The sequence below is a fragment of the Polaromonas sp. AER18D-145 genome (genome assembly GCF_002379095.1).
In the GTDB taxonomy this organism is placed as follows: domain Bacteria; phylum Pseudomonadota; class Gammaproteobacteria; order Burkholderiales; family Burkholderiaceae_C; genus Polaromonas.
Window position 1 is genome coordinate 38,349 of sequence record NZ_NBZV01000001.1, and the last position, 20,108, is coordinate 58,456.

The 20,108-nt window shown below is 62.5% G+C and carries 21 protein-coding genes and 3 tRNA genes; 13 read left to right on the forward strand and 11 right to left on the reverse strand.

What is annotated here, in order from left to right; translation table 11 throughout:
* Window positions 1–15: 15 nt before the first annotated feature.
* Genes rapZ through B7G52_RS00215 form a run of 3 tightly spaced genes read right to left on the reverse strand, consistent with a single transcriptional unit; the run spans window position 16 to window position 3,430 of the window.
* Window positions 16–918: an RNase adapter RapZ gene (rapZ, locus tag B7G52_RS00205; RefSeq protein WP_240523257.1), complete on the reverse strand. Its 903-nt coding sequence runs from the start codon at window positions 916–918 to the stop codon at window positions 16–18.
* Window positions 915–2,558: a DNA repair protein RecN gene (recN, locus tag B7G52_RS00210; RefSeq protein WP_096695442.1), complete on the reverse strand. Its 1,644-nt coding sequence runs from the start codon at window positions 2,556–2,558 to the stop codon at window positions 915–917. The genes rapZ and recN overlap by 4 nt, the downstream gene beginning before the upstream one ends.
* On the reverse strand, window positions 2,555–3,430 hold the full coding sequence (locus B7G52_RS00215) for an NAD kinase (protein WP_096695443.1): 876 nt from the start codon (window positions 3,428–3,430) through the stop codon (window positions 2,555–2,557). The genes recN and B7G52_RS00215 overlap by 4 nt, the downstream gene beginning before the upstream one ends.
* 48 nt (window positions 3,431–3,478) lie before the next feature.
* On the opposite strand from B7G52_RS00215, the gene hrcA reads away from it, so the two are divergent.
* The 6 genes from hrcA to greB all read left to right on the forward strand — a co-directional run bounded on the left by hrcA (window position 3,479) and on the right by greB (window position 6,367).
* Window positions 3,479–4,498 (forward strand): heat-inducible transcriptional repressor HrcA, encoded by a 1,020-nt coding sequence (gene hrcA / locus B7G52_RS00220; RefSeq protein WP_096695444.1) that lies wholly within the window; start codon window positions 3,479–3,481, stop codon window positions 4,496–4,498.
* A gap of 27 nt (window positions 4,499–4,525) precedes the next feature.
* Window positions 4,526–4,602: transfer RNA gene (locus B7G52_RS00225), tRNA-Ile, on the forward strand.
* Window positions 4,603–4,831: 229 nt separating this feature from the next.
* A complete protein-coding gene (locus B7G52_RS23905; protein WP_240523258.1) occupies window positions 4,832–5,164 on the forward strand; it encodes a hypothetical protein in 333 nt (110 codons plus the stop codon).
* A gap of 150 nt (window positions 5,165–5,314) precedes the next feature.
* Window positions 5,315–5,536: a hypothetical protein gene (locus B7G52_RS00235; protein ID WP_096695445.1), complete on the forward strand. Its 222-nt coding sequence runs from the start codon at window positions 5,315–5,317 to the stop codon at window positions 5,534–5,536.
* Window positions 5,537–5,625: 89 nt separating this feature from the next.
* A tRNA-Arg gene (locus tag B7G52_RS00240) sits at window positions 5,626–5,702 on the forward strand.
* An 86-nt stretch (window positions 5,703–5,788) separates the two neighbouring features.
* Window positions 5,789–6,367 (forward strand): transcription elongation factor GreB, encoded by a 579-nt coding sequence (greB, locus tag B7G52_RS00245; RefSeq protein WP_096695446.1) that lies wholly within the window; start codon window positions 5,789–5,791, stop codon window positions 6,365–6,367.
* A gap of 21 nt (window positions 6,368–6,388) precedes the next feature.
* On the opposite strand, the gene B7G52_RS00250 is transcribed toward greB, so the two are convergent.
* The 4 genes from B7G52_RS00250 to B7G52_RS00265 all read right to left on the reverse strand — a co-directional run bounded on the left by B7G52_RS00250 (window position 6,389) and on the right by B7G52_RS00265 (window position 10,649).
* On the reverse strand, window positions 6,389–8,635 hold the full coding sequence (locus B7G52_RS00250) for a bifunctional (p)ppGpp synthetase/guanosine-3',5'-bis(diphosphate) 3'-pyrophosphohydrolase (protein ID WP_096695447.1): 2,247 nt from the start codon (window positions 8,633–8,635) through the stop codon (window positions 6,389–6,391).
* A 112-nt stretch (window positions 8,636–8,747) separates the two neighbouring features.
* Window positions 8,748–8,951, reverse strand: coding sequence for a DNA-directed RNA polymerase subunit omega (gene rpoZ, locus B7G52_RS00255; RefSeq protein WP_096662930.1), 204 nt, complete (start codon window positions 8,949–8,951; stop codon window positions 8,748–8,750).
* Window positions 8,952–8,998: 47 nt separating this feature from the next.
* The gene (gene gmk / locus B7G52_RS00260) at window positions 8,999–9,619 is read right to left on the reverse strand and encodes a guanylate kinase (protein ID WP_096662934.1); all 621 of its coding nucleotides are present in this window, start codon (window positions 9,617–9,619) and stop codon (window positions 8,999–9,001) included.
* A gap of 112 nt (window positions 9,620–9,731) precedes the next feature.
* Window positions 9,732–10,649: a YicC/YloC family endoribonuclease gene (locus tag B7G52_RS00265; RefSeq protein WP_096695448.1), complete on the reverse strand. Its 918-nt coding sequence runs from the start codon at window positions 10,647–10,649 to the stop codon at window positions 9,732–9,734.
* A 65-nt stretch (window positions 10,650–10,714) separates the two neighbouring features.
* Between B7G52_RS00265 and B7G52_RS00270 the strand changes: the two genes are divergently transcribed.
* The 7 genes from B7G52_RS00270 to B7G52_RS00300 all read left to right on the forward strand — a co-directional run bounded on the left by B7G52_RS00270 (window position 10,715) and on the right by B7G52_RS00300 (window position 17,693).
* Window positions 10,715–11,722 (forward strand): serine/threonine-protein kinase, encoded by a 1,008-nt coding sequence (locus B7G52_RS00270; RefSeq protein ID WP_077592949.1) that lies wholly within the window; start codon window positions 10,715–10,717, stop codon window positions 11,720–11,722.
* Window positions 11,719–12,621 carry a PP2C family serine/threonine-protein phosphatase gene (locus B7G52_RS00275; RefSeq protein ID WP_096695449.1) on the forward strand — a complete coding sequence of 301 codons (903 nt, stop codon included), beginning with the start codon at window positions 11,719–11,721 and terminating at the stop codon, window positions 12,619–12,621. Before B7G52_RS00270 ends, B7G52_RS00275 begins: the two co-directional genes overlap by 4 nt.
* Before the next feature lie 104 nt (window positions 12,622–12,725).
* Window positions 12,726–13,454, forward strand: coding sequence for a ribonuclease PH (rph, locus tag B7G52_RS00280; protein ID WP_096695450.1), 729 nt, complete (start codon window positions 12,726–12,728; stop codon window positions 13,452–13,454).
* Between the two features lie 46 nt (window positions 13,455–13,500).
* Complete coding sequence (gene rdgB / locus B7G52_RS00285) at window positions 13,501–14,100, forward strand: RdgB/HAM1 family non-canonical purine NTP pyrophosphatase (protein WP_096695451.1); 600 nt, start codon at window positions 13,501–13,503, stop codon at window positions 14,098–14,100.
* 19 nt (window positions 14,101–14,119) lie between these two features.
* Window positions 14,120–15,367, forward strand: coding sequence for a radical SAM family heme chaperone HemW (gene hemW, locus B7G52_RS00290; RefSeq protein ID WP_096695452.1), 1,248 nt, complete (start codon window positions 14,120–14,122; stop codon window positions 15,365–15,367).
* A 310-nt stretch (window positions 15,368–15,677) separates the two neighbouring features.
* The gene (locus B7G52_RS00295; RefSeq protein ID WP_096695453.1) at window positions 15,678–16,541 is read left to right on the forward strand and encodes an outer membrane beta-barrel protein; all 864 of its coding nucleotides are present in this window, start codon (window positions 15,678–15,680) and stop codon (window positions 16,539–16,541) included.
* 438 nt (window positions 16,542–16,979) lie between these two features.
* Window positions 16,980–17,693, forward strand: coding sequence for a hypothetical protein (locus B7G52_RS00300; RefSeq protein WP_205853008.1), 714 nt, complete (start codon window positions 16,980–16,982; stop codon window positions 17,691–17,693).
* 188 nt (window positions 17,694–17,881) lie between these two features.
* Here the strand turns inward: B7G52_RS00300 and B7G52_RS00305 are convergent.
* The 4 genes from B7G52_RS00305 to ureE all read right to left on the reverse strand — a co-directional run bounded on the left by B7G52_RS00305 (window position 17,882) and on the right by ureE (window position 20,098).
* Window positions 17,882–17,969 (reverse strand) — tRNA-Ser (locus B7G52_RS00305).
* 59 nt (window positions 17,970–18,028) lie between these two features.
* On the reverse strand, window positions 18,029–18,685 hold the full coding sequence (gene ureG, locus B7G52_RS00310) for an urease accessory protein UreG (RefSeq protein WP_096695454.1): 657 nt from the start codon (window positions 18,683–18,685) through the stop codon (window positions 18,029–18,031).
* A gap of 82 nt (window positions 18,686–18,767) precedes the next feature.
* Window positions 18,768–19,466: an urease accessory protein UreF gene (locus tag B7G52_RS00315; protein ID WP_096695455.1), complete on the reverse strand. Its 699-nt coding sequence runs from the start codon at window positions 19,464–19,466 to the stop codon at window positions 18,768–18,770.
* Window positions 19,463–20,098 carry an urease accessory protein UreE gene (ureE, locus tag B7G52_RS00320; RefSeq protein ID WP_096695456.1) on the reverse strand — a complete coding sequence of 212 codons (636 nt, stop codon included), beginning with the start codon at window positions 20,096–20,098 and terminating at the stop codon, window positions 19,463–19,465. The genes B7G52_RS00315 and ureE overlap by 4 nt, the downstream gene beginning before the upstream one ends.
* Window positions 20,099–20,108 lie beyond the last annotated feature (10 nt).

Consider the following 20,108-nt stretch of genomic DNA (forward strand, 5'->3'; position numbering starts at 1 on the left):
CTGCGACGGCCAGGCTCACGGGGCGGCGTCGAGTTCCCGGTGGCGTTTGAGGGTGACCCAGTGCGGGCCGAAGGCCTGCGCCAGCTGCTCGACCAGGTACACCGAGCGGTGCTGGCCGCCGGTGCAGCCGATCGCCACCGTCACATAGCTGCGGTGGTCGCGGGCCAGCGCCTGCAGCCAGTGGCCGATGAACTGCTCGATGTGGCGGAACATGTCGCCCACCTCGGGGTGGCCTTGCAGGTAGCTCACCACCGCTTCGTCCTTGCCGGTCAGGCGGCGCAATTCCGGTTCGTAGTGCGGATTGGGCAACATGCGCACATCAAACACATAGTCGGCGTCGACGGGCACGCCGCGCTTGAAGGCAAACGATTCAAACACCAGGGTCAGCTGGGTGGCCGGTGAGGAAATCAGCGCCTTCACATAACCCTGCAGCTGGGACGGCCGGATCATGCTGGTGTCGATGACATGGGCATGCTCGCGCAACTCGCCGAGCAGCTCGCGCTCCTCGCCAATCGCATCGACCAGGGCCCGCTGCTGGTCCAGGTCGTTGCGCCGCGACAGCGGGTGCATGCGCCGGGTTTCCGAAAAGCGCCGCACCAGCGTGTCGGTGCTGGCGTCGAGAAACACCGATTGCACCGCCACGCCCTCTTCCCTCATTTGCGCCAGTTGCAGCGGCACCAGCGGCAGCGAGGTGGCGCTGCGCACGTCCATCGCGATCGCCACCTTGCTGGCGCCGTGCTGCTTTTCAAGCGCGACAAAAGGCAGCAGCAGCTCGGGCGGCAGGTTGTCCACGCAGTAGTAGCCTGCGTCTTCCAGGGCATGCAGTGCGATGGATTTACCGGAACCGGACATGCCGGTGATCAGCACCATGTCCATATCCGGGGCCGGATCCGGCGCGGGGTCGGCGGCGGCGTTCATTGGCCCAGCATCTCCTTGGCGTGGGCCAGTGTGGTGCCGGAGAGCTTTTCGCCGCCCAGCATGCGGGCCACCTCGGCCACCCGCTGCTCGCTGTGGACCAGCTCGACGGTGCTCACGGTCTGGCCCTTGTCCGGGCGTTTGGCCACCATCAGGTGATGGTCGGCACAGGCCGCGACCTGGGGCAGGTGGGTGACGGCCATGACCTGCCGGTCCTTGCCGAGCTGCTTCATCAGGCGGCCCACGGTTTCGGCCACGGCGCCGCCGACGCCGGAATCCACTTCGTCAAAAATCAGGGTTTGCGCCTGCCCGAGCTGGCTAGTGGTGACGGCAATGGCCAGCGCAATGCGCGACAACTCGCCGCCGGAGGCGACCTTGCCGACCGGCCGCGGCGTGCTGCCGCTGTGGCCGGCGACCAGAAATTCTGCCTGCTCCAGGCCGTGCTGCGCGGGCTGCTCCAGCTTGCCCAGGGCCACTTCAAACTTGCCGCCTTGCATGCCCAGGCCCTGCATCGCCTGGGTGATGGCCTTGGCCAGCAGGGGCGCGGCCTTGCTGCGCGCTTTCGACACCTGGCGTGCTGCGTCCAGGTAGGCGGCCTGGGCCAGTTGTTCGGCTTTTTCCAGGCCCACGAGGTCGGCTGCCGCATCGAGTTTTTGCAGCTCGCTGCGCCAGGCGGCCAGCAGTTCCGGCAACTCGGCCGGCGTGCGTTTGTAGCGGCGTGCCAGGCTGACCCACAGCGACAGGCGCTCATCGAGTTCGGCGAGCCGCTGCGGCTCCAGCTCGGCGTGCCGGGCGTAGCCATGCAGCGAATGCACGGCATCTTCAACCTGCGCCAGGGCACTGCCCAAAACCTCGGTCAGCCCTTTGAATTCGGGCTCGATGTGCTCCTGATTCTGTAGCGCTGTGAGCGCGCGGGCCAGCAGGGCAGTGGCGTTGTCGTCGGACTCCTGCAGCGCATCGACCGCCGTCTGCACCGCGTCGCGCAAGGCCTGCACATTGGACAGCCGGCTGTGTTGGGTGTTGAGTTCTTCCCACTCGTGCTCGCCCGGAGCCAGCTTGTCGAGCTCGCCGATCTGCCAGGCCAGGCGTTCGCGCTCGCGCTGCAGGCTGTCCTGCGCCTCACGCGCGTCAAGCAGGGCCTTGTGGGCGCTGCGCCAGGCCTGCCACGGTTGCGCCAGGGCCTGGGCCGGCACGCCGGCGTAGGCATCGAGCAGGCCGCGCACTGCATCGGGTCGGGTCAGGCTTTGCCAGGCATGCTGGCCGTGGATATCGACCAGCAGGTCGGCGATCTCGCGCAGCTGGGTGGCCGTGGCCGGGCTGCCGTTGATCCAGGCCCGGCTTTTGCCCTGGGCATCGATCGTGCGGCGCAGCAGCAAGTCGTCTTCGGCGGCAAAGCCGGCCTGGTCCAGCCAGGGACCCAGCTGGGCCGGCGCGTCAAAGGTGGCACTGATCTCGCAGCGCTGGGCGCCCTCGCGCACCACACCGGCGTCGGCGCGTGCGCCCAGGGCCAGTTGCAGGGCGTCGATCAGGATGGACTTGCCGGCGCCGGTCTCGCCGGTGAGGACGGTGAAACCGCTGTCCAGATCCAGCGCGAGTTCGCGCACGATGACAAAGTCGCGCAGGGCGATGTTTTTAAGACTCATACCGCACCTTCATTCCAGTGAAGTTTTTTGCGCAGGGTGTCGAAGTAGCTCCAGCCCTTGGGGTGCAAAAAGCGCATCTGGTACTCCGAACGCCTGACGCTGATACGGTCGCCGTGCAGCAGGCTGGCCAGCGACTGCATGTCGAAATTGGCGCTGGCATCGCGGCCCGCGACAATTTCCACGGTGACCTCGCCCGTGTCAGGCAGTACGATGGGCCGGTTCGACAGCGTGTGCGGCGCAATCGGCACCATGACCCAGCCGGAAATCGAGGGGTGCAGCAGCGGGCCGCCGGCCGACAGCGCGTAGGCCGTGGAGCCGGTTGGCGTGGCGATGATCAGTCCGTCGGCGCGCTGGTTGGCCACAAAACGGCCATCGACTTCGACCCGCAGTTCGACCATGCCCGAAGTGGCCCCCCGGTTGACCACCACATCGTTCATCGCGGTGGCGCTGAAGACGCAGCGGCCGTCGCGAACCACCTTGGCCTGCATCATCCAGCGCCGGTCTTCGTCATATTCGCCGCGCAGCATGGGCTCGAGCGCCGTCTGGAAATCCTCGAAGGCGATGTCGGTGATGAAGCCCAGGCGGCCCTGGTTGATGCCGACCAGCGGCACACCGAACTGGGCCAGCTGCCGTCCTATGCCCAGCATGGTGCCGTCGCCCCCGACCACCAGTGCCAGGTCGCAATGCGCACCGACGCCGGCCACATCGAGGACCGGGTACTGCGTCAGGCCGGTGTTGCTGGCCGTGTCTTTTTCCAGCGTGACCTCGCAACCCTGCGCGTGCAGAAAGTGGGCAATCTCCTCCAGCGCGGAGCGTGAACCCTGTGCGTGGTACTTCCCGATCAGGGCGACGTGACGAAATTGCGACTTCATCGCCAAATTACATCACAACATTCTTGCCAAGCTTCGTAGAATGGCTTCATGCTTGATGAACGTGCCCGACTGTTGTTAAAAGCGCTTGTGGAGCGCTACATCGCCGACGGTCAACCGGTCGGCTCGCGCACCTTGTCCAAGGCCTCTGGGCTGGACCTGTCGCCGGCGACCATACGCAATGTCATGAGCGACCTGGAGGACCTGGGCCTGATCGTCAGCCCGCACACCTCGGCCGGCCGCATCCCGACTGCTCGCGGCTACCGCCTGTTTGTCGACACCATGCTGACCATGCAGCGCGACCAGTATTCGTCGCTCGGCGCGCTGGGTACACCCCGCCTGGCACCGGACCAGCCGCAGAAGGTCTTCAGCAACGCCGCCAATATCCTGTCGGACCTGTCGCAGTTTGTCGGTGTCGTGATGGCCCCGCGCCGCACGTCCGTGTTCCGCCACATCGAATTTTTGCGCCTGTCCGAAAAACGCATCCTGGTCATCATCGTCTCGCCCGACGGCGATGTGCAGAACCGGGTCATCTTCACCGAGACCGACTACACCCAGAGCCAGCTCATCGAAGCGGCCAACTTCCTCAATTCGCACTACGCCGGCATGGCGATCGAGGAAGTGCGCGAGCGGCTGGGCAGCGAGGTCGAGGCCCTGCGCGGCGAGATCGCCAGCCTGATGCAGGCGGCGGTGCAGGTCAGCACCGAAGCGATCGAGTCGCGCGACGAGGTGGTGATCTCGGGCGAGCGCAACCTGCTGGCGGTCAGCGATTTTTCCAGCGACATGGGCAACCTGCGCAAGCTGTTCGACCTGTTCGAGCAGAAAGCCCAGCTCATGCGCCTGCTCGACGTGTCCAGTCGGGCCGAGGGCGTGCGCATCTACATTGGCGGCGAAAGCCAGGTCGTGCCCTACCAGGAGCTGTCCATCGTGACCGCACCCTACGAGGTGGACGGGAAGGTCGTGGGCACCCTGGGTGTGATCGGGCCCATGCGCATGCCCTATGAAAAAATGATCCAGATCGTCGACATCACCGCCAAGATGGTCAGTAGTGCACTGAGCCACAGCAAGTAGGGCCGGTACAATCTGCATTGGCGACGTGGGGCGTTAGCTCAGTTGGTTAGAGCAGAGGACTCATAATCCTTTGGTCGAGTGTTCAAATCACTCACGCCCTACCACCCACTTTTCATTCAAATCTCTGCCTCAGCGTCCGGTTTCGGGCTCTGGGGCGTTGTTGTTTCTGGGTTCTGGAAAACTGAAATTTGTGGCGGCTCGGTAAGCCCCCGACCGTCACAATGCGCCTCACCCCTTGGACATTAGCGCGAGCAGTAGTCCCAGCCCCACCAACAAGGCTGCTTTGTTGGTCTCGTCTTTGCGCGCAGGAACATCGACGCCGCTGATCTCAAGTTGCTTGGCCAGATCGTCTGCATCCTTGATGATTTTGTGCGGATCACAGTTGAGTTGAATAGCGATCAGCCTTATGGGCGAAAAAAATGCGCAGAAAATGGCGCTTTAGATAAAGAGGTTTCTGTGAATCACCCCGTTGCCCACGCCAAACTCATCGCTACTTACAGGAGGGCGGAGGCAGATGCCGCTCACAAGTTCGGATTGATCAAGGCTGTTGCAACCAAGGGACCCAAGGCGATTCAGGCAGCAGTCGAAACGGCGGCAAAGGCAGCAAAACGCAGGGATTCCTATGCGAGAAAGCTTGCTGAGCTGGGAGTGAACCTCAAGGATTGACCGACGTCACAGCCTGCCATCGTGGCTCAAGTAGAAAAGCCACCAGCGCTGGCAAAAAGATCAATTACGGCCATGATGTCTTCAGAAACAGGAAACCCGCCAGGCGGGCGGCGTGGGTTGCGGATAATTGGTGTTTAGAAAGAAAACTTCATGGAACAAGAAGAACCAGAGCCGATCGAGGAATACGTCCCCGGCGTAGCAAGCGGCCGGCACTACATGGTCAGGCTGTGCCACTTCCCTGACGGTCCTTGGTATATCGAAGTCATTCATGTTGAATCGCTGCCGCCGTTGCATGGCAGCGACAGGACCTGGCCCACGCGTGATGAAGCCGTTCAGGCGGCTGATAAGCTGGTTGCAGACTTGGGGCACTGATCTGAGAGCAAAGTATCAGTCTCCTTTGGTCGATTGTTCAAATCACTCACGCCCTACCACCCAATTAGTAGGCTATAATTCGAGGCTTAGCGGCTGTAGCTCAGTTGGATAGAGTACTTGGCTACGAACCAAGGGGTCGTGGGTTCAATTCCTGCCAGCCGCACCAAACGTCAAGCCCTGGAACCGCAAGGTTCCAGGGCTTTTTCGTTACGATGTCCTGATATGGACACGTTTTGACTGCCTCAGTCCCTCATGAGCAAAGCCTTCACCAAAGAAACCGACGCGGACGACGATGACGAGTTGTCGCTGCCGCCTTTGCCTGCGGGCGGCAAAAACTACATCACGCCCGAGGGTTACGCCCGGCTCAAGGCCGAGCTGCTGGACCTGATCGACAACGAGCGTCCCAAGGTGGTGGAGGTGGTGCACTGGGCCGCCAGCAACGGCGACCGCTCCGAAAACGGCGATTACCACTACGGCAAGAAGCGGCTGCGCGAGATCGACCGGCGCATCCGGTTTTTGACCAAGCGGCTTGAAATCGCCGAAATTTCCGACCCTGCCGTGCACCATGGCAGTGACCAGGTGTTTTTTGGCGCCACCGTCAGCTACATCGACAGCAGCGGATCCGGGCAGACGGTGACCATCCTGGGTATTGACGAGGCGGAAAGTGCGCGCAATCAAGTCAGCTGGATCTCACCGATTGCCCGTGCGCTGCTCAAGGCGCGGATCGGCGACGAGGTGAAACTGGCAACCCCGGGCGGACTCAAGGACATCGAGGTGATGCAGGTCAGTTATCCGGCGCCAGAGGCCACCGGCGCGCAGCACCGGACATGAGGTAAACCGCCCCGGGGCCGCTCAGACGCCTGGTTTGGCGCGCTGGACCCGTAAAACCGACGGCGTGCGCTTGACGCTGCGCATGACGGACGCCAGGTGGATGCGGTCACGCACGGCCACATCAAAGCGCAGGTCGGTCGCATCCTGCGCCGGATCCTGCCCCATGTCCACATGGGTGATCTCGGCCTCAGCGGCGGCCAGCGCCGAAGCCACGCGGGCGAGCACGCCTTTGCCATTGGTGACCGTGACCAGCAGGCCGGTTTCAAAGGTACGGGTGGGTTCGTCCGACCAATCGACCGCAATGAAGCGCTCGCTGTCGCGGTGCTGCAGCTTTTTGGCGACGGCGCAGTCGTCCGTGTGGACCACCAGCCCTTCGCCGCGGCCCAGATAACCCACGATGGCGTCGCCCGGAATGGGGCGGCAACACGCGGCAAACTTCACCGAGGCGCCTTCGCTGCCGTCCAGCACCAGGGCACCCTGCGAAATCGACTCGTGCGCGGTGTAACGCTCGCGGCTCATCAGCAAGGGGTCCGGTTTTTCGCCGGTTTCAGCCAGCAGGGTGACGATGCGCTTGGCGATCATGCTGGCGATCCGTTTGCCCAGCCCGATATCGGTGAGCAACTCCGCGCGTGTGCGGTTGCCGCTGAAGCGCAGGATCTTGTCCCAGGTGGCATGGTAGGCGTCGTCGTCTTCGGACAACCGGTCGCTGTCTATGCCCTCGGCCCGCAGGGCTTGTGCCAGCATTTTCTCGCCCAGGTCCTGCGACTCGCTCAGGGCCATGGTTTTGAGGTGATGGCGAATCTTCGATCGGGCTTTGCCGGTACGCACAAAGCCCAGCCAGGCGGGGTTGGGGCTGGAGACCGACGCGGTGATGATCTCGATGACGTCACCGTTGTGCAGCTCCGAGCGCAGCGGAACCTGTTCGCCGTTGACCTTGGCGGCCACGGCGCGGTGCCCCACGTCGCTGTGAATGGCGTAGGCAAAATCGACAATGGTTGCGCCGCGCGGCATGGCCATGATCTGGCTTTTCGGCGTGAACACATACACGGCGTCGGGAAACAGGTCGATCTTGACGTGGTCCCAGAATTCGGCGGCATCGCGGGTTTCGTGCTGGATGTCGAGCAGGGACTGCAGCCACTGGGTGCCCAGCCGCTGCGAAGCATCGCTGTCCGGGTCGGTGGCCTTGTAGAGCCAGTGTGCGGCAACGCCGGATTCAGCCACGATGTGCATGGCCTCGGTGCGCATCTGGAATTCGATGTTGGTGCCGAAGGGGCCGACCAGCGTGGTGTGCAGCGACTGGTAGCCATTGACCTTGGGAATCGCGATGTAGTCCTTGAACTTGCCCGGCAGCGGTTTGTAGAGCTGGTGCAGCACGCCCATGGCGGTGTAGCAGGCCGTGACGCTGGCGACAATGATGCGAAAGCCGTAGATGTCCGTCACCTGGGCAAACGACAGGTGTTTTTCGTCCATCTTGCGGTAGATCGAATAGAGCGCTTTTTCGCGCCCGTAGATATGCACCTGGATGCCGGCGCTGGCAAACGCTGCTTCCACTTCGGACTGAACCCGCTTGATCAAATCGCGCCGGCGGCCCCGGGCGCGGGCCAGGGCCTTGGTCAACGTGGCGTAGCGCCAGGGGTACAGGTGCTGGAAGGCCAGGTCCTGCAGCTCGCGGTAGGTTGCGTTCAGGCCCAGGCGGTGCGCAATCGGCGCATAGATGTCCAGGGTCTCGCGCGAGATGCGGTTCCACTTGCTGCGCGGCACGTCGCTGAGCGTGCGCATGTTGTGGCTGCGGTCGGCCAGCTTGATCAGGATGACGCGCACGTCGCGGGCCATCGCCAGCAGCATCTTGCGGAACGATTCGGCCTGGTTTTCCTCGCGGGTGTTGAACTCCAGCTTTTCCAGCTTGGTCAGGCCGTCCACCAGTTCCGCGACCGGCGCGCCAAAACGCTCGATCAGCTCCGGCTTGGTGACGCCGCAGTCCTCGATCGCATCGTGCAGCAGGGCGGCCATCAGGGCCTGCGCGTCCAGCTTCCATTCGGCGCACTGCTGCGCCACGGCGATCGGATGGGTGATGTAGGGCAGGCCGCCGTTGCGTATCTGGCCCAGATGCGCTTCATCGGCAAAGCGGTAGGCGGTCCGGACGTTGTTGACGTCCTCGGCGCTCATGTAGTCCAGCTTGGCCGTGAGCGCAGCAAAACTCGCCGCAGCTGCGTTGGCGGCAGCCGGGGTGGACTTGACGGTTGCGATGGGGAAATCCAGGGCGCTCATGCCTTAAATGTATCGTGGTGCCGATAAAACGTGCAAAAAGCGGGCATTACACGACGTCGGGAAAACAAAAAAGCACCGCAGGCGGTGCTTTTTGGAGGAGAGGGCGGGCGTCTCAGCTGGGGACTTTTTTCAGCATTTCGAGGCCGATTTTGCCTTCGGCAATTTCGCGCAAGGCGGTCACGCCAGGCTTGTTCTTGCTCTCGATTTTGGGGGCATGGCCCTGGCTGAGCATGCGCGCGCGGTAGGTCGCGGCCAGAACGAGCTGGAAGCGGTTGGGGATTTTTTCCAGGCAGTCTTCAACAGTGATGCGGGCCATGATGATCTCCGGGTTAAATGCAATAGGGGGAATGAAGCAGCAGCAGGTCAGGCAATGTGCAGGGCCTGGAAGGTCTCGGCGCGGGCACGTCTTTGGGCTGCAAACTTGAGCCGCTGGGCATGAACAATGGTTTTCAGATCGAAAACGGCTCGTTCAAATAACTCGTTGATTATAACGAAATCGAATTCGTGGGCCTGGGCCATCTCGACGGCTGCGTTTTTAAGCCGCAATTCGATCACTTCCGGCGTATCCTCGCCGCGCCGCTCCAGCCGCGAGCGCAACTCTTCCCAGCTGGGCGGCAGGATGAAGATCAGCACCGCGTTGTTGAAAATACGCTTGATGTTGATCGCGCCCTGAAAATCGATTTCCAGGATGACGTCGGCACCGGTCGCCACGCGTTCCTCGATCGTCTGCCGCGAGGTGCCGTAGCGGTGGCCATGCACATGCGCCCACTCCAGGAAGGAGTCCCGCAACACCATGCCGTCAAACTCCTCGGGCGAAATGAAGAAGTATTCGCGGCCGTGTTTCTCCTGCCCGCGCGGCGGCCGGGTGGTGTGCGACACCGCCGGCTGCACCCGCGCATCGAGCTCCATCAGGGCCTTGACCAGGCTGGATTTTCCGGCCCCACTGGGCGCGGCGACAACAAACAGGTTTCCGGGGTAATCCATCAGTGATCCTTTGTTCTGAGCACGCGGCCGCTGCGAAGGGCCGCCCCGAGCAAGGCCAGTCCCCTCGGGGGGCAGCGACCCACACGAAGTGGGGGAGCGTGGGGGCCCTGTTTCATTCGATGTTCTGGACCTGCTCGCGGATCTGCTCGATCAGCACCTTCATGTCCACCGAGACATGGGTGAGTTCCAGCGACCCGGATTTGGAGCCCAGCGTGTTGGCTTCACGGTGCAGCTCCTGGATCAGGAAGTCGAGCCGTTTGCCGACTTCGCCGCCAGCGGCCAGCAGCCGGTCGATTTCGTCCAGATGGGACGACAGCCGCGTGATCTCCTCCGCCACATCAATGCGTATCGCAAAGGAGGTGGCTTCCGTCAGGGCCCGGTCCTGTGCCGCTTCGGGCAGGGTGCTGCCGCCGCCCAACGCCATGGCTTCCTGCCAGCGCTCCATGAAACGGATTTTTTGCTGCTCGACCAGCTTGGGCACCATGGGCACGGCCGAGGCTGCCAGCGCCCGCAACTGGGCCGTGCGGTCCAGCAGCATCTGCGCCAGCCGGGCGCCTTCACGCTCCCGGGCCGCCAGCAGGTCCTTCAGGGCTTTTTTGGACAGCTTGAGCAACTCGTCACTGTAGTCGTGGGTGGTTTTGTCTTCGCCGCTTGCCAGTCGCAGCACATCGGCCACACTCAGGGCCGCGGCGTGGGGCAGCCAGGATTTCACCGTGTCTTCCAGCGAGCCCAGTCGCTGCAGCGTGCTGGCCGCCGGGGCGCGCAGGCTGCTGCCGGAGCTGCTCTCCAGCGAGACACGCATTTCTATCTTGCCGCGCTTGAGCTTGCCGGTCAGCAGTTCGCGCAGGGCAGGTTCGGTCTGGCGCAGCTCATCGGGCAGGCGGAATGCCAGATCCAGAAAGCGGCTGTTGACCGAACGTATCTCCACGCCCAAGCGTGCGCTGGCGTCCGTCCCGGCGTCCGTTTCCGGGGTATTTCGCGCAGGGGTGGATTGGACGGCTGCATAGCCTGTCATGCTGTAAACTGACATTTAGTAATACGCTTTTGTAGAGAAACAGGACTTGGTGATCCCGTCACCTTGCTTAATCCCGAATTATGTCAAAGGTCAAGCCCGCGCCACTTCCACCCGATACCGTCATTGGTGGCTACCGCGTGGTGCGCAAGCTGTCGGCTGGCGGGTTTGGGGTAGTTTACTTGGCTGTTGACAATGAGGGCCAGCAGGTCGCCATCAAGGAGTACCTGCCGTCCTCGCTGGCCAGCCGCCCGCCGGGCGAGTTGCTGCCCCAGGTGCAGCCCGAAAAGCTGTCGCTGTACCGGCTGGGACTGAAAAGTTTCTTCGAGGAAGGCCGTTCGCTGGCCCAGATCTCGCACGCGTCCGTGGTGAGCGTGCTCAATTTCTTCCGCGAAAATGAAACCGTCTACATGGTGATGAACTACCTGGAGGGCGGCACCCTGCAGGATTTCATCATCACCGCACGCGAGCTCAAGAAACAGAAGGTGTTTCGCGAGTCGACCATCCGCTCACTGTTTGACGAGATCCTGCGCGGGCTGCGCATCGTGCACCAGCACAAGATGCTGCACCTGGACATCAAGCCGGCCAACATCTTCGTGACCGATGACAACAAGGCCGTGATGATCGACTTTGGCGCCGCCCGCGAGGTGCTGAGCAAGGAAGGCAATTTCATCCGGCCCATGTACACCCCGGGGTTTGCTGCGCCCGAGATGTACCGGCGTGATTCGTCGATGGGGCCGTGGACCGACATTTACGCGATCGGCGCCTGCATTTACGCAACCATGCAGGGGTACCCGCCCAACGACGCGCCGCAACGCCTGGAAAAAGACCGTCTGTCGCTTGCACTCTCCCGTTTGCGCGGCGTGTATTCAGACAACCTCATTGAAGTGGTTGAATGGTGCATGTCACTCGATCCCTTGTCGCGACCGCAATCGGTTTTTGCCCTGCAGAAAGAGCTCAGCCGCGAGGGTGAGCGGCGCTACACCAAGCTGACCGTCGGCGAAAAAATGCGGCTGCAGTTTGACAACATGGTGTCAGACACCAAGAAAACCGCGCGCAAGGCCACTGGCTTTGCGACGAAATTCAAATGAAATTCTCGGTCTTTCAGGTCAGTCGCAAGGGCGGTCGCGAGAAAAACGAAGACCGCATGGGGTATTGCTACACCCGCGAGTCAGGCCTGTTTGTGCTGGCCGACGGCATGGGCGGCCACCCCGAAGGTGAGGTCGCGGCCCAGCTGGCGCTGCAGACCATTTCTGCGCTGTATCAGAAGGAAGCCCGGCCGCTGGTCAGGGACACCACCGACTTCCTCTCGTCGGCCCTGATGGCGGCGCACCACCAGATCATCCGTTATGCCAGCGAAAAAGGCATGCTCGATACACCGCGGACCACGGTGGTGGCGGCCATCCTGCAGGGCTCGGGCGCGACCTGGGCCCATTGCGGCGACTCGCGGCTCTACGTGGTGCGTGACGGCGAACTGCTGACCCGCACGCGCGACCACTCCTATCTGGAGCAGCAAAACGCTGGCATCATCAAATTCGAGCGCCTGAACCGCAACATCCTGTTCACCTGCCTGGGCTCCCCTTCCAAGCCGGTGTTTGACATCGCCGGCCCGGTGGTCCTGCAGCAGGGTGACAAACTGATGCTCTGTTCCGATGGCCTGTGGGGCACGCTGACCGACGCCGAAATTGTGCGCCACATGGCTGGCAACAGCGTGTCTGACGCTGTGCCCGACATGGTTGAACATGCGCTGCGCAATGGCGGCGAGCACAGCGATAACGTCACGGTGCTGGCCATGGAGTGGGAAACGCCCGACGCTTTCGAATCGACGCGCGGCGTCTCGACCGACAGCATCATGGATGGCGTATTTGCATCGACCATCCAGGCCGGCGTGCTCGACTCCAGCGTCGAAGACCTTGACGATGCAGCGATCGAACGCTCCATCGCCGAAATCAACGAGGCGATACGCCGCTCGGCGGCAAAAAAGGCCTGATTTTCCAGCCTGGCCGCCATGGGCCCAGGTGCTGTCTTGGGCCTGACTTTTCCCTTTCTTTCTTTTCTGTTTCCCGGGCGTAGTGACGCCAGAAAGCCCTGACCATGAGTTCATTTTCGCGAAGCAGCGCCCGTGCCGCCGACCAGTTGCGCCCGGTGCGCATCACCCGTGCCTACACCGCCTATGCGGAAGGCTCGGTCCTGATCGAGTTTGGCGCGACGCGCGTGTTGTGCACCGCCTCGGTCGAGGAAAAAGTGCCGGGCCACAAAAAAGGCAGCGGCGAGGGCTGGGTCACCGCCGAATACGGCATGCTGCCGCGCGCCACCCACACCCGCAGCGACCGCGAGGCCGCGCGCGGCAAGCAGAGCGGGCGCACGCAGGAAATCCAGCGCCTGATCGGCCGATCCATGCGCGCGGTGTTTGACCTGAAAAAACTCGGCGAACGCACCATTCACCTCGACTGCGACGTGATCCAGGCCGACGGCGGCACACGCACCGCCAGCATCACCGGCGCCTTTGTCGCGGCGCAGGACGCCGTCAACAAGCTGCTGGCCGAAGGCAAGCTCAAGGAAACGCCGATCATCGGGCACGTGGCCGCCATTTCCGTCGGCATCGTGCAGGGCACGCCCTTGCTCGACCTCGAATACATTGAAGACGTGAGCTGCGATACCGACATGAATGTGGTGATGACCGGCGCCGGCCATTACGTTGAAGTGCAGGGCACCGCCGAAGGCGCGGCCTTTTCGCGCCAGGAAATGGACGCACTGCTGCTGCTGGCTGAAAAAGGCATCAGCGAGCTGGTCGCGCTGCAACAGCAGTCGCTCCTGAATTGATAGCTGCTTGCGCGTGTATTGATTGGGCTGAGGCCATATTTTGTTTATGAAAATCGTACTTGCATCGAACAACCACGGAAAACTGGCCGAACTCCAGGCCATGCTGGCGCCGCTGGGCGTGACGCTGGTGAAGCAGTCCGACCTGGGCATCCCGGAGGCCGAGGAACCTTTTCGAACCTTTGTCGAAAACGCCCTGGCCAAGGCGCGTCACGCGTCGCGCCTGAGCGGCCTGCCGGCGCTGGCCGACGACGCCGGCCTGTGTGTCGATGCCTTTGGCGGCCTGCCGGGCGTGGACACGGCTTTTTACGCCACGCAGTTTGGCTACGACAAAGGCGACGACAACAATGTGCGCGCCCTGCTCGAGCAGATGGCGGGCATGGACCAGCGCCGTGCCGCGCTGGTCAGCACCCTGGTGGCGCTGCGGTCTGCCGACGACCCCGAGCCTCTGATTGCGGTGGGCCGGGTCAGCGGCGAGATCGCCCGCGAGCCGGTGGGCAGCAACGGTTTTGGTTTTGACCCGGTGATGTACATTCCGGCCTTCGGCAAGACCTTTGCGCAATTGCCGGTCGAGGTGAAAAACGCCAACAGCCACCGCGGCATGGCGGCACGCCAGATGATGGACCTGATGCGCGAGCTCTGGTTGTGAGCGCTTTCGCTTTCTTCTTATGACCTTCCCCATTCCTGTTGTCAGCGCGTCGCCCTTGGAGGAAACCGGGGCGGGGCTCAAGGACATCCAGCACTACATGCGCGACGGCACGCTGCAGCTGAGCGCCTTGCCGCCGCTGTCGCTGTATGTGCACCTGCCCTGGTGCCTGAAAAAATGCCCCTACTGCGATTTCAATTCGCACGAGGCGCAGGGCGAACTGCCCGAGCAGCGTTACCTCGACGCGCTGATGGCCGACCTCGAAGCCTCGCTGCCGCTGATCTGGGGCCGCACGGTGCACAGCATCTTCATTGGCGGCGGCACGCCCAGCCTGTTTTCGCCGCAAGCCATTGACCGCCTGCTGGGCGACATCCGCGCGCGGCTGCGGCTGGAGCCGGACTGCGAAATCACGCTCGAAGCCAACCCCGGCACGTTTGAGAAACACCGCTTCAAGGCCTTTCGCAGCGCCGGGGTCACGCGGCTGTCTGTTGGTGTGCAGAGCTTTGACGACAGGCACCTGAAAGCCCTGGGCCGCGTGCATGACCGCGCCCAGGCACTTGCCGCGGTCGAAGAGGCCGCGCAGGCCTTTGACACCTTCAACCTCGACATCATGTACGCGCTGCCGGGCCAGACGCTGGAGAACCTGGAGCAGGACATGCGGCAGGCGCTGGCGCTGCAGCCGCCGCATATCTCGATTTACCACCTGACGGTTGAACCGAACACCTACTTCGCCAAGTACCCGCCAGCGCTTCCGGAAGAAGACGACGCCTACGCCATGCTGGACCGCATCACCGAACTGACCGGCGTGGCGGGCATGGACCGGTACGAAGTGTCGGCTTACGCCCGGCCCGGCCACCGCTGCCTGCACAACCTGAACTACTGGAAGTTCGGCGACTATCTCGGCATAGGTGCTGGCGCCCACAGCAAACTCAGTTTTGCGCACCGCGTGGTGCGCCAGGTGCGCTTTCGGGAGCCCAGGCTCTACATGGACAAGGCGTTCGCCGGCACGCCCGTGGCGCAGGACACCGAGGTCAGCCGCGCCGACCTGCCGTTTGAGTTCATGCTTAACGTCCTGCGCCTGCGAGAGGGCTTCAAGCTGCAGGACTTTGCAGAAAAAACCGGCTTGCCGTTGACGGCGATCCAGGCCGGGCTGGACGAGGCCGAACGCAAGGGCCTGATCGAGCGCGACTTTGCGCGTGTCAAGCCGACCGAGCACGGCTTTGACTTCCTGAACGATTTGCAGATGCTCTTTCTCGGACCCGAACAGTAAAAACCGCAGCCGCCTTGTGGTCGGCGCCCAGATTTGACGGAAGCGATGTCCCCGAGGAGGGGGCATGGCAGGCAGGGATGCGCACCGAAAGACATTTGCCCAAGCATCCCTTGCGCATCTAGAGCTGTTGTTTTTTTGAAAAATGACGATAGTTGGTGTCATCTTCCTACAAATTGACGATTGAAGACAGATCACATTTGCGGTTGATTTCACTCTTGGTCTGACTCGAATTTGTCAAAAAACGAGCCCGGCCACCAATAAATCATCGGCTCTTTTTTTACAACCTGTCTCAACCTTTTAGGACGACATCATGACAGCATCAAAATTCCCCGCAGCCAGGCGCGGACTAGGGCTTATCGCTCTGGCGGTACTGGCAACTGTTTCCAGCTCCGGCGCCTTTGCGCAAGACGAGACCACCGGTCCGTATATTGGCGGCAACATCGGTCGCACCCGCGCCGACTTTAACAACGATTCCATCAACCAAACTCTGGCCGGTCAGGGCTTGAGGGCTACTTCCGCGACTGAAGACAACAGCGGCACCGGCTACAAGCTGTTCGGCGGCTACCAGCTCAACCGTAATTTTGCGGTGGAAGGTGGTTATTTTGATTTGGGTAAGTCTAGCTACACGGTTAACGCCAACCGAATTGTCGATAACGCAGCCGGCACCTTCAACGGTGAAACTCGCGTTCGCGGCCTGAACCTCGATCTGGTGGGCATGCTGCCGGTGTCGGATCGCTTTTCCGTCTTCGGTCGCGTTGGTGCGGCTTATGCACAAAGCAGGGCCAGCTTCAACAGCACCGGCGCCGTACCAGTGAACACTTCCAACACGCGTAAGAACGACACCAACCTCAAAGTCGGTGTTGGTATGCAGTACGCCATCACGCAAGCGTTGGCTGTGCGTGCCGAACTGGAACGCTACCGCATCAATGACCCGGTCAGGAACCGCGGCCACATCGACATGGCCTCAGTTGGCCTGGTCTACCGTTTTGGCCCCAAAGCCCAGACCCCTGTTGCGCAAGCTTACGTGCCAGCAGCCGTTGTCGCGCCTGCACCAGCTCCGGTGTATGTCGCGCCACCGCCACCGCCGCCTGCTCCTGTTGTCGTCGCGCCAGCCGCCGCGCCAATGCCCGCCTACGAGCCGCCAGTCCGTCCGGCTAAACAGGGTCGCAACTAAAGTCAGCTGTGGGGGTTACGGGGTTAAAAACTTCCGCGCCCCCCCTTGCTTGACCTGATACGGCGGAATGGTCCGCTGATTCAGCAATCGGCAAAGAGACAGCACGAACGAGACCCACACGACCCCTGCGGTTGTGTGGGTCCTCTGTCAAGGCATGGCGGGACAGGGTTACCATGAAAATGCCCTGACGTGTCAGGGTCAAGCCTGCATAATGCGACGATAAAGCCTGCCGTGACAGGTTACCGTCTCGCGCACAGGAACACCACGATGCCAACTCAGATAAATAGAGATGAACGCAGGTTTTGGGCTGAGCTGCCGCGAGCCAGCTTTACACGCTCGGTTGCCGTCTTTCTGGCCCGAGGCGTCCTTCTCGGCGCAGTCACGGTCAGCGCACTGATACTTCCAGCCGCGGCCGCGGCCGCACCGAACGCACCTTCCTTGAGCGCGCCAGACCCCGCCGCAGCCCCGCGTGACCATGGCAGCGCCTCGGCAGCCGTCGAACCGCAGGTCGCGCCCGCTCAGCTTGTCAGGTTGGCCAACTTTGGCCAGGAAATGTCATCGCCGGAGTCCCGGAAATTGGCCGAGTGGGTGGTCGACTCAGCCGACAACGGCAAGTTGCCCTTCATGATCATCGACAAGGTGCAGGCTCGTGTGTTCATGTTCGATGCACAGGGACAGCTTCGAGGCGCTGCTAACGCGCTGTTGGGGCTGGCCGTGGGTGATGACTCCGTTCCCGGTATTGGCCAGCGCAAGCTTTCGAGCATTCGTCCGGCGGAGCGCACCACGCCTGCCGGTCGTTTCGTGGCTTCACTGGACCGGGATATCCACGGCCAGGAGGTTCTCTGGGTGGACTACGACAGTGCCCTTTCGCTGCACCGGGTCGTGACGGGTCAGCCCAAGGAGCGCCGGGCCGAGCGCCTGGCCACACCGAGTCCACTGGACAACCGCATTTCCTTTGGCTGCATCAATGTGCCGGTCAAGTTCTACGAAAACGTGGTGAGCCCGTCGTTCACCGGGACAAATGGCATCGTCTATATCCTGCCGGAAACCCGCTCGGCCCGCGAAGTTTTCGGCTCGTACGATGTTCAGGATTCTTCGCGCAAACAAGCCGCGGCCAAGGTGGCTCCGGCAGCTGACGCCAGCGCCAGATAATCCCGCATTCGAGCGTCGCAGGGGCATTTCCCAACTCTGCAGGCGACCTTTCCAAGATCACAGGATGTTGGGTTGGCTCGCTAGCTGAAAAGCTGCATGAAGATGCCAGGCACTGGATGGCCATTGCGGCAATTGAGGCCGAGGCAGATAGTCCGCCTCGGGACAAATTCATCAAGTCGATAGGGGACTGGCGGAAGCGGTGAGATTCGAACTCACGAAAGGTTTCCCTTTGCCGGTTTTCAAGACCGGTGCAATCGACCACTCTGCCACGCTTCCAGTTGGGGTATTTTAGCCTCGCCTTCTTGCCGGACGGGGAAGGGTGAGAAAACTCTCTTTCAGGCGCTCTGCAGCATGCCCCTGCTTTCGATAAACGCCACCACCTCCGCCAAGCCCGTGTTGGTCTTCAGGTTGGTCATGACAAAAGGCTTCAAGCCTTTGGCCGTGGTGCGCATGCGGATGGTGTCGGCTTCCATCACGGCCAGGTCGGCGCCCACGTAGGGCGCCAGGTCGGTTTTGTTGATCACGAACAGATCGCTTTTGGTGATGCCCGGGCCGCCCTTGCGCGGGATTTTCTCGCCGGCGGCGACGTCGATCACGTAAATCGTCAGGTCGCTGAGTTCGGGGCTGAAGGTCGCGGCCAAGTTGTCGCCGCCGGACTCGACAAACACCACGTCGGCATCGGGAAAGTCTTCCAGCATGCGGTCGATGGCTTCGAGATTGATCGACGCATCTTCGCGGATGGCGGTGTGCGGGCAGCCGCCGGTTTCCACGCCCATGATGCGTTCGGCGTCCAGCGCGCCGCTGACGGTCAGGATGCGCTGGTCTTCCTTGGTGTAGATGTCGTTGGTGATGGCCACCAGGTCGTACTTGTCCTTCATGGCCTTGCACAGCATTTCCAGCAGGGTGGTTTTGCCGGAGCCGACGGGGCCGCCTATGCCCACGCGCAGCGGTGGCAGTTTCTTGGTGCGATTGGCGATGTGGTGCAGACTCATGGTGCCCCCACGTTTGCCGCCAAGGCGGCTGCACTGCCCCCCGAGGGGGCGTGATCTTGCTTGAAGCGGTTCTGCGTTGCAATCATGATCGGAATAACCTTGAGTATTGGGTTTCGTGTTGCGATGAAAGAATCGCCAGCATGGGCGAAAAGGCCTGGCGTTCGTGGTCTTCAAGCGCCATGGCCGTGGTGATGGCCGCCGGGATTTCTGCGGCCAGCCGTGCCAGGATGCGCTGGCCGGCGCTCTGGCCCAGCGGCACCGATTTGAGCGCGGCCTGCATCATGTTTTCGGCCCAACCGAAGGCATAGGCCGTCAAACAGTCGGACACTCCGGCGGTCAGCGGCGAAGCGGCCAGCGCAAAGGTGACGGGGTAGGTCGGTGGCAACTTCGCGCAGGCGTCGATATCTGCGTTGCTGACGCTGTGGTGGTTGCGCAGCCACTCGAGCAGCGAGCGGCCCATCTGCTCTGCCTGCGCCCGCAGCTCGCTGGTTTCGCGGGTCTGCAGCACCCAGTCGTTGAGGGCCTTCACCTGGTCGAGCGCGCCGCTGCGCCAGGCCGGAATCGCCTGTGCGATCACGGCCAGGTCGCCGCGCGCCAGACTCAGGTGCAACTGGTCGCTGAGCCAGTCCGATGCTATGCTTTCTGTAGCTACTCCCGACCGTTCCACGCCGGCTTCCAGCCCTTCTGAGTAGGAGAATCCGCCGACGGGCAGGGCCGGGGAGGCCAGCCAGATCAACTGCAGCAGGCTGGCGGCCGGCAGGGGCTGGGCCGTCGCGTTCAATGGCTGTGCGGCTTGTGTGGGTGGATCTGGATCGCGACCGGCTGCACTTCGTGGTGCGTGTGCTCATGGCCGTGATCGTGCCCATGCTTGCAGTCAGGACCGTGCACGTGCGGCGCGGGTGCCGCCACCGGCGCGTGCGCGTGGGAATGGCCGCCCTCGTGTGCATGGCCATGGCCGCCGGCGCTGTAGGCGCCGCCTTCGGGCTCGAAGGACTCGCTGACTTCGTTGACGATCAAATGCATGGAGCGCAGCATGTCGGCCAGCACATGGTCGGGTTCTATCTTCAGGTGGTCGGGCTTGAGTTCAATCGGCACATGGCGGTTACCAAGATGGTAGGCCGCGCGCGTCAGGTCGAACGGTGAGCCGTGGGTTGCACAAGCGGTGATGCGCAGCACGGTCTGCGGCGCGGAAATGACCTTCACCATGGACCCGTCTTCGGCAATCAGCACATCACCGCCGCGCACCAGCGTGCCGCGCGGCAAGAAGATGCCGAGCTGGCGGCCCAGCGAGTCGGTGGCCTCGAAGCGGCTTTTCTGGCGGATGTCCCAGTCGAGTTCGACCGTGGCCGCGCGCTTGAGCAGCACGGGTGCCAGGCCGGCGCCCTGCGGCATGATTTTGGAAACCTGAAGCATGGAGAAAATT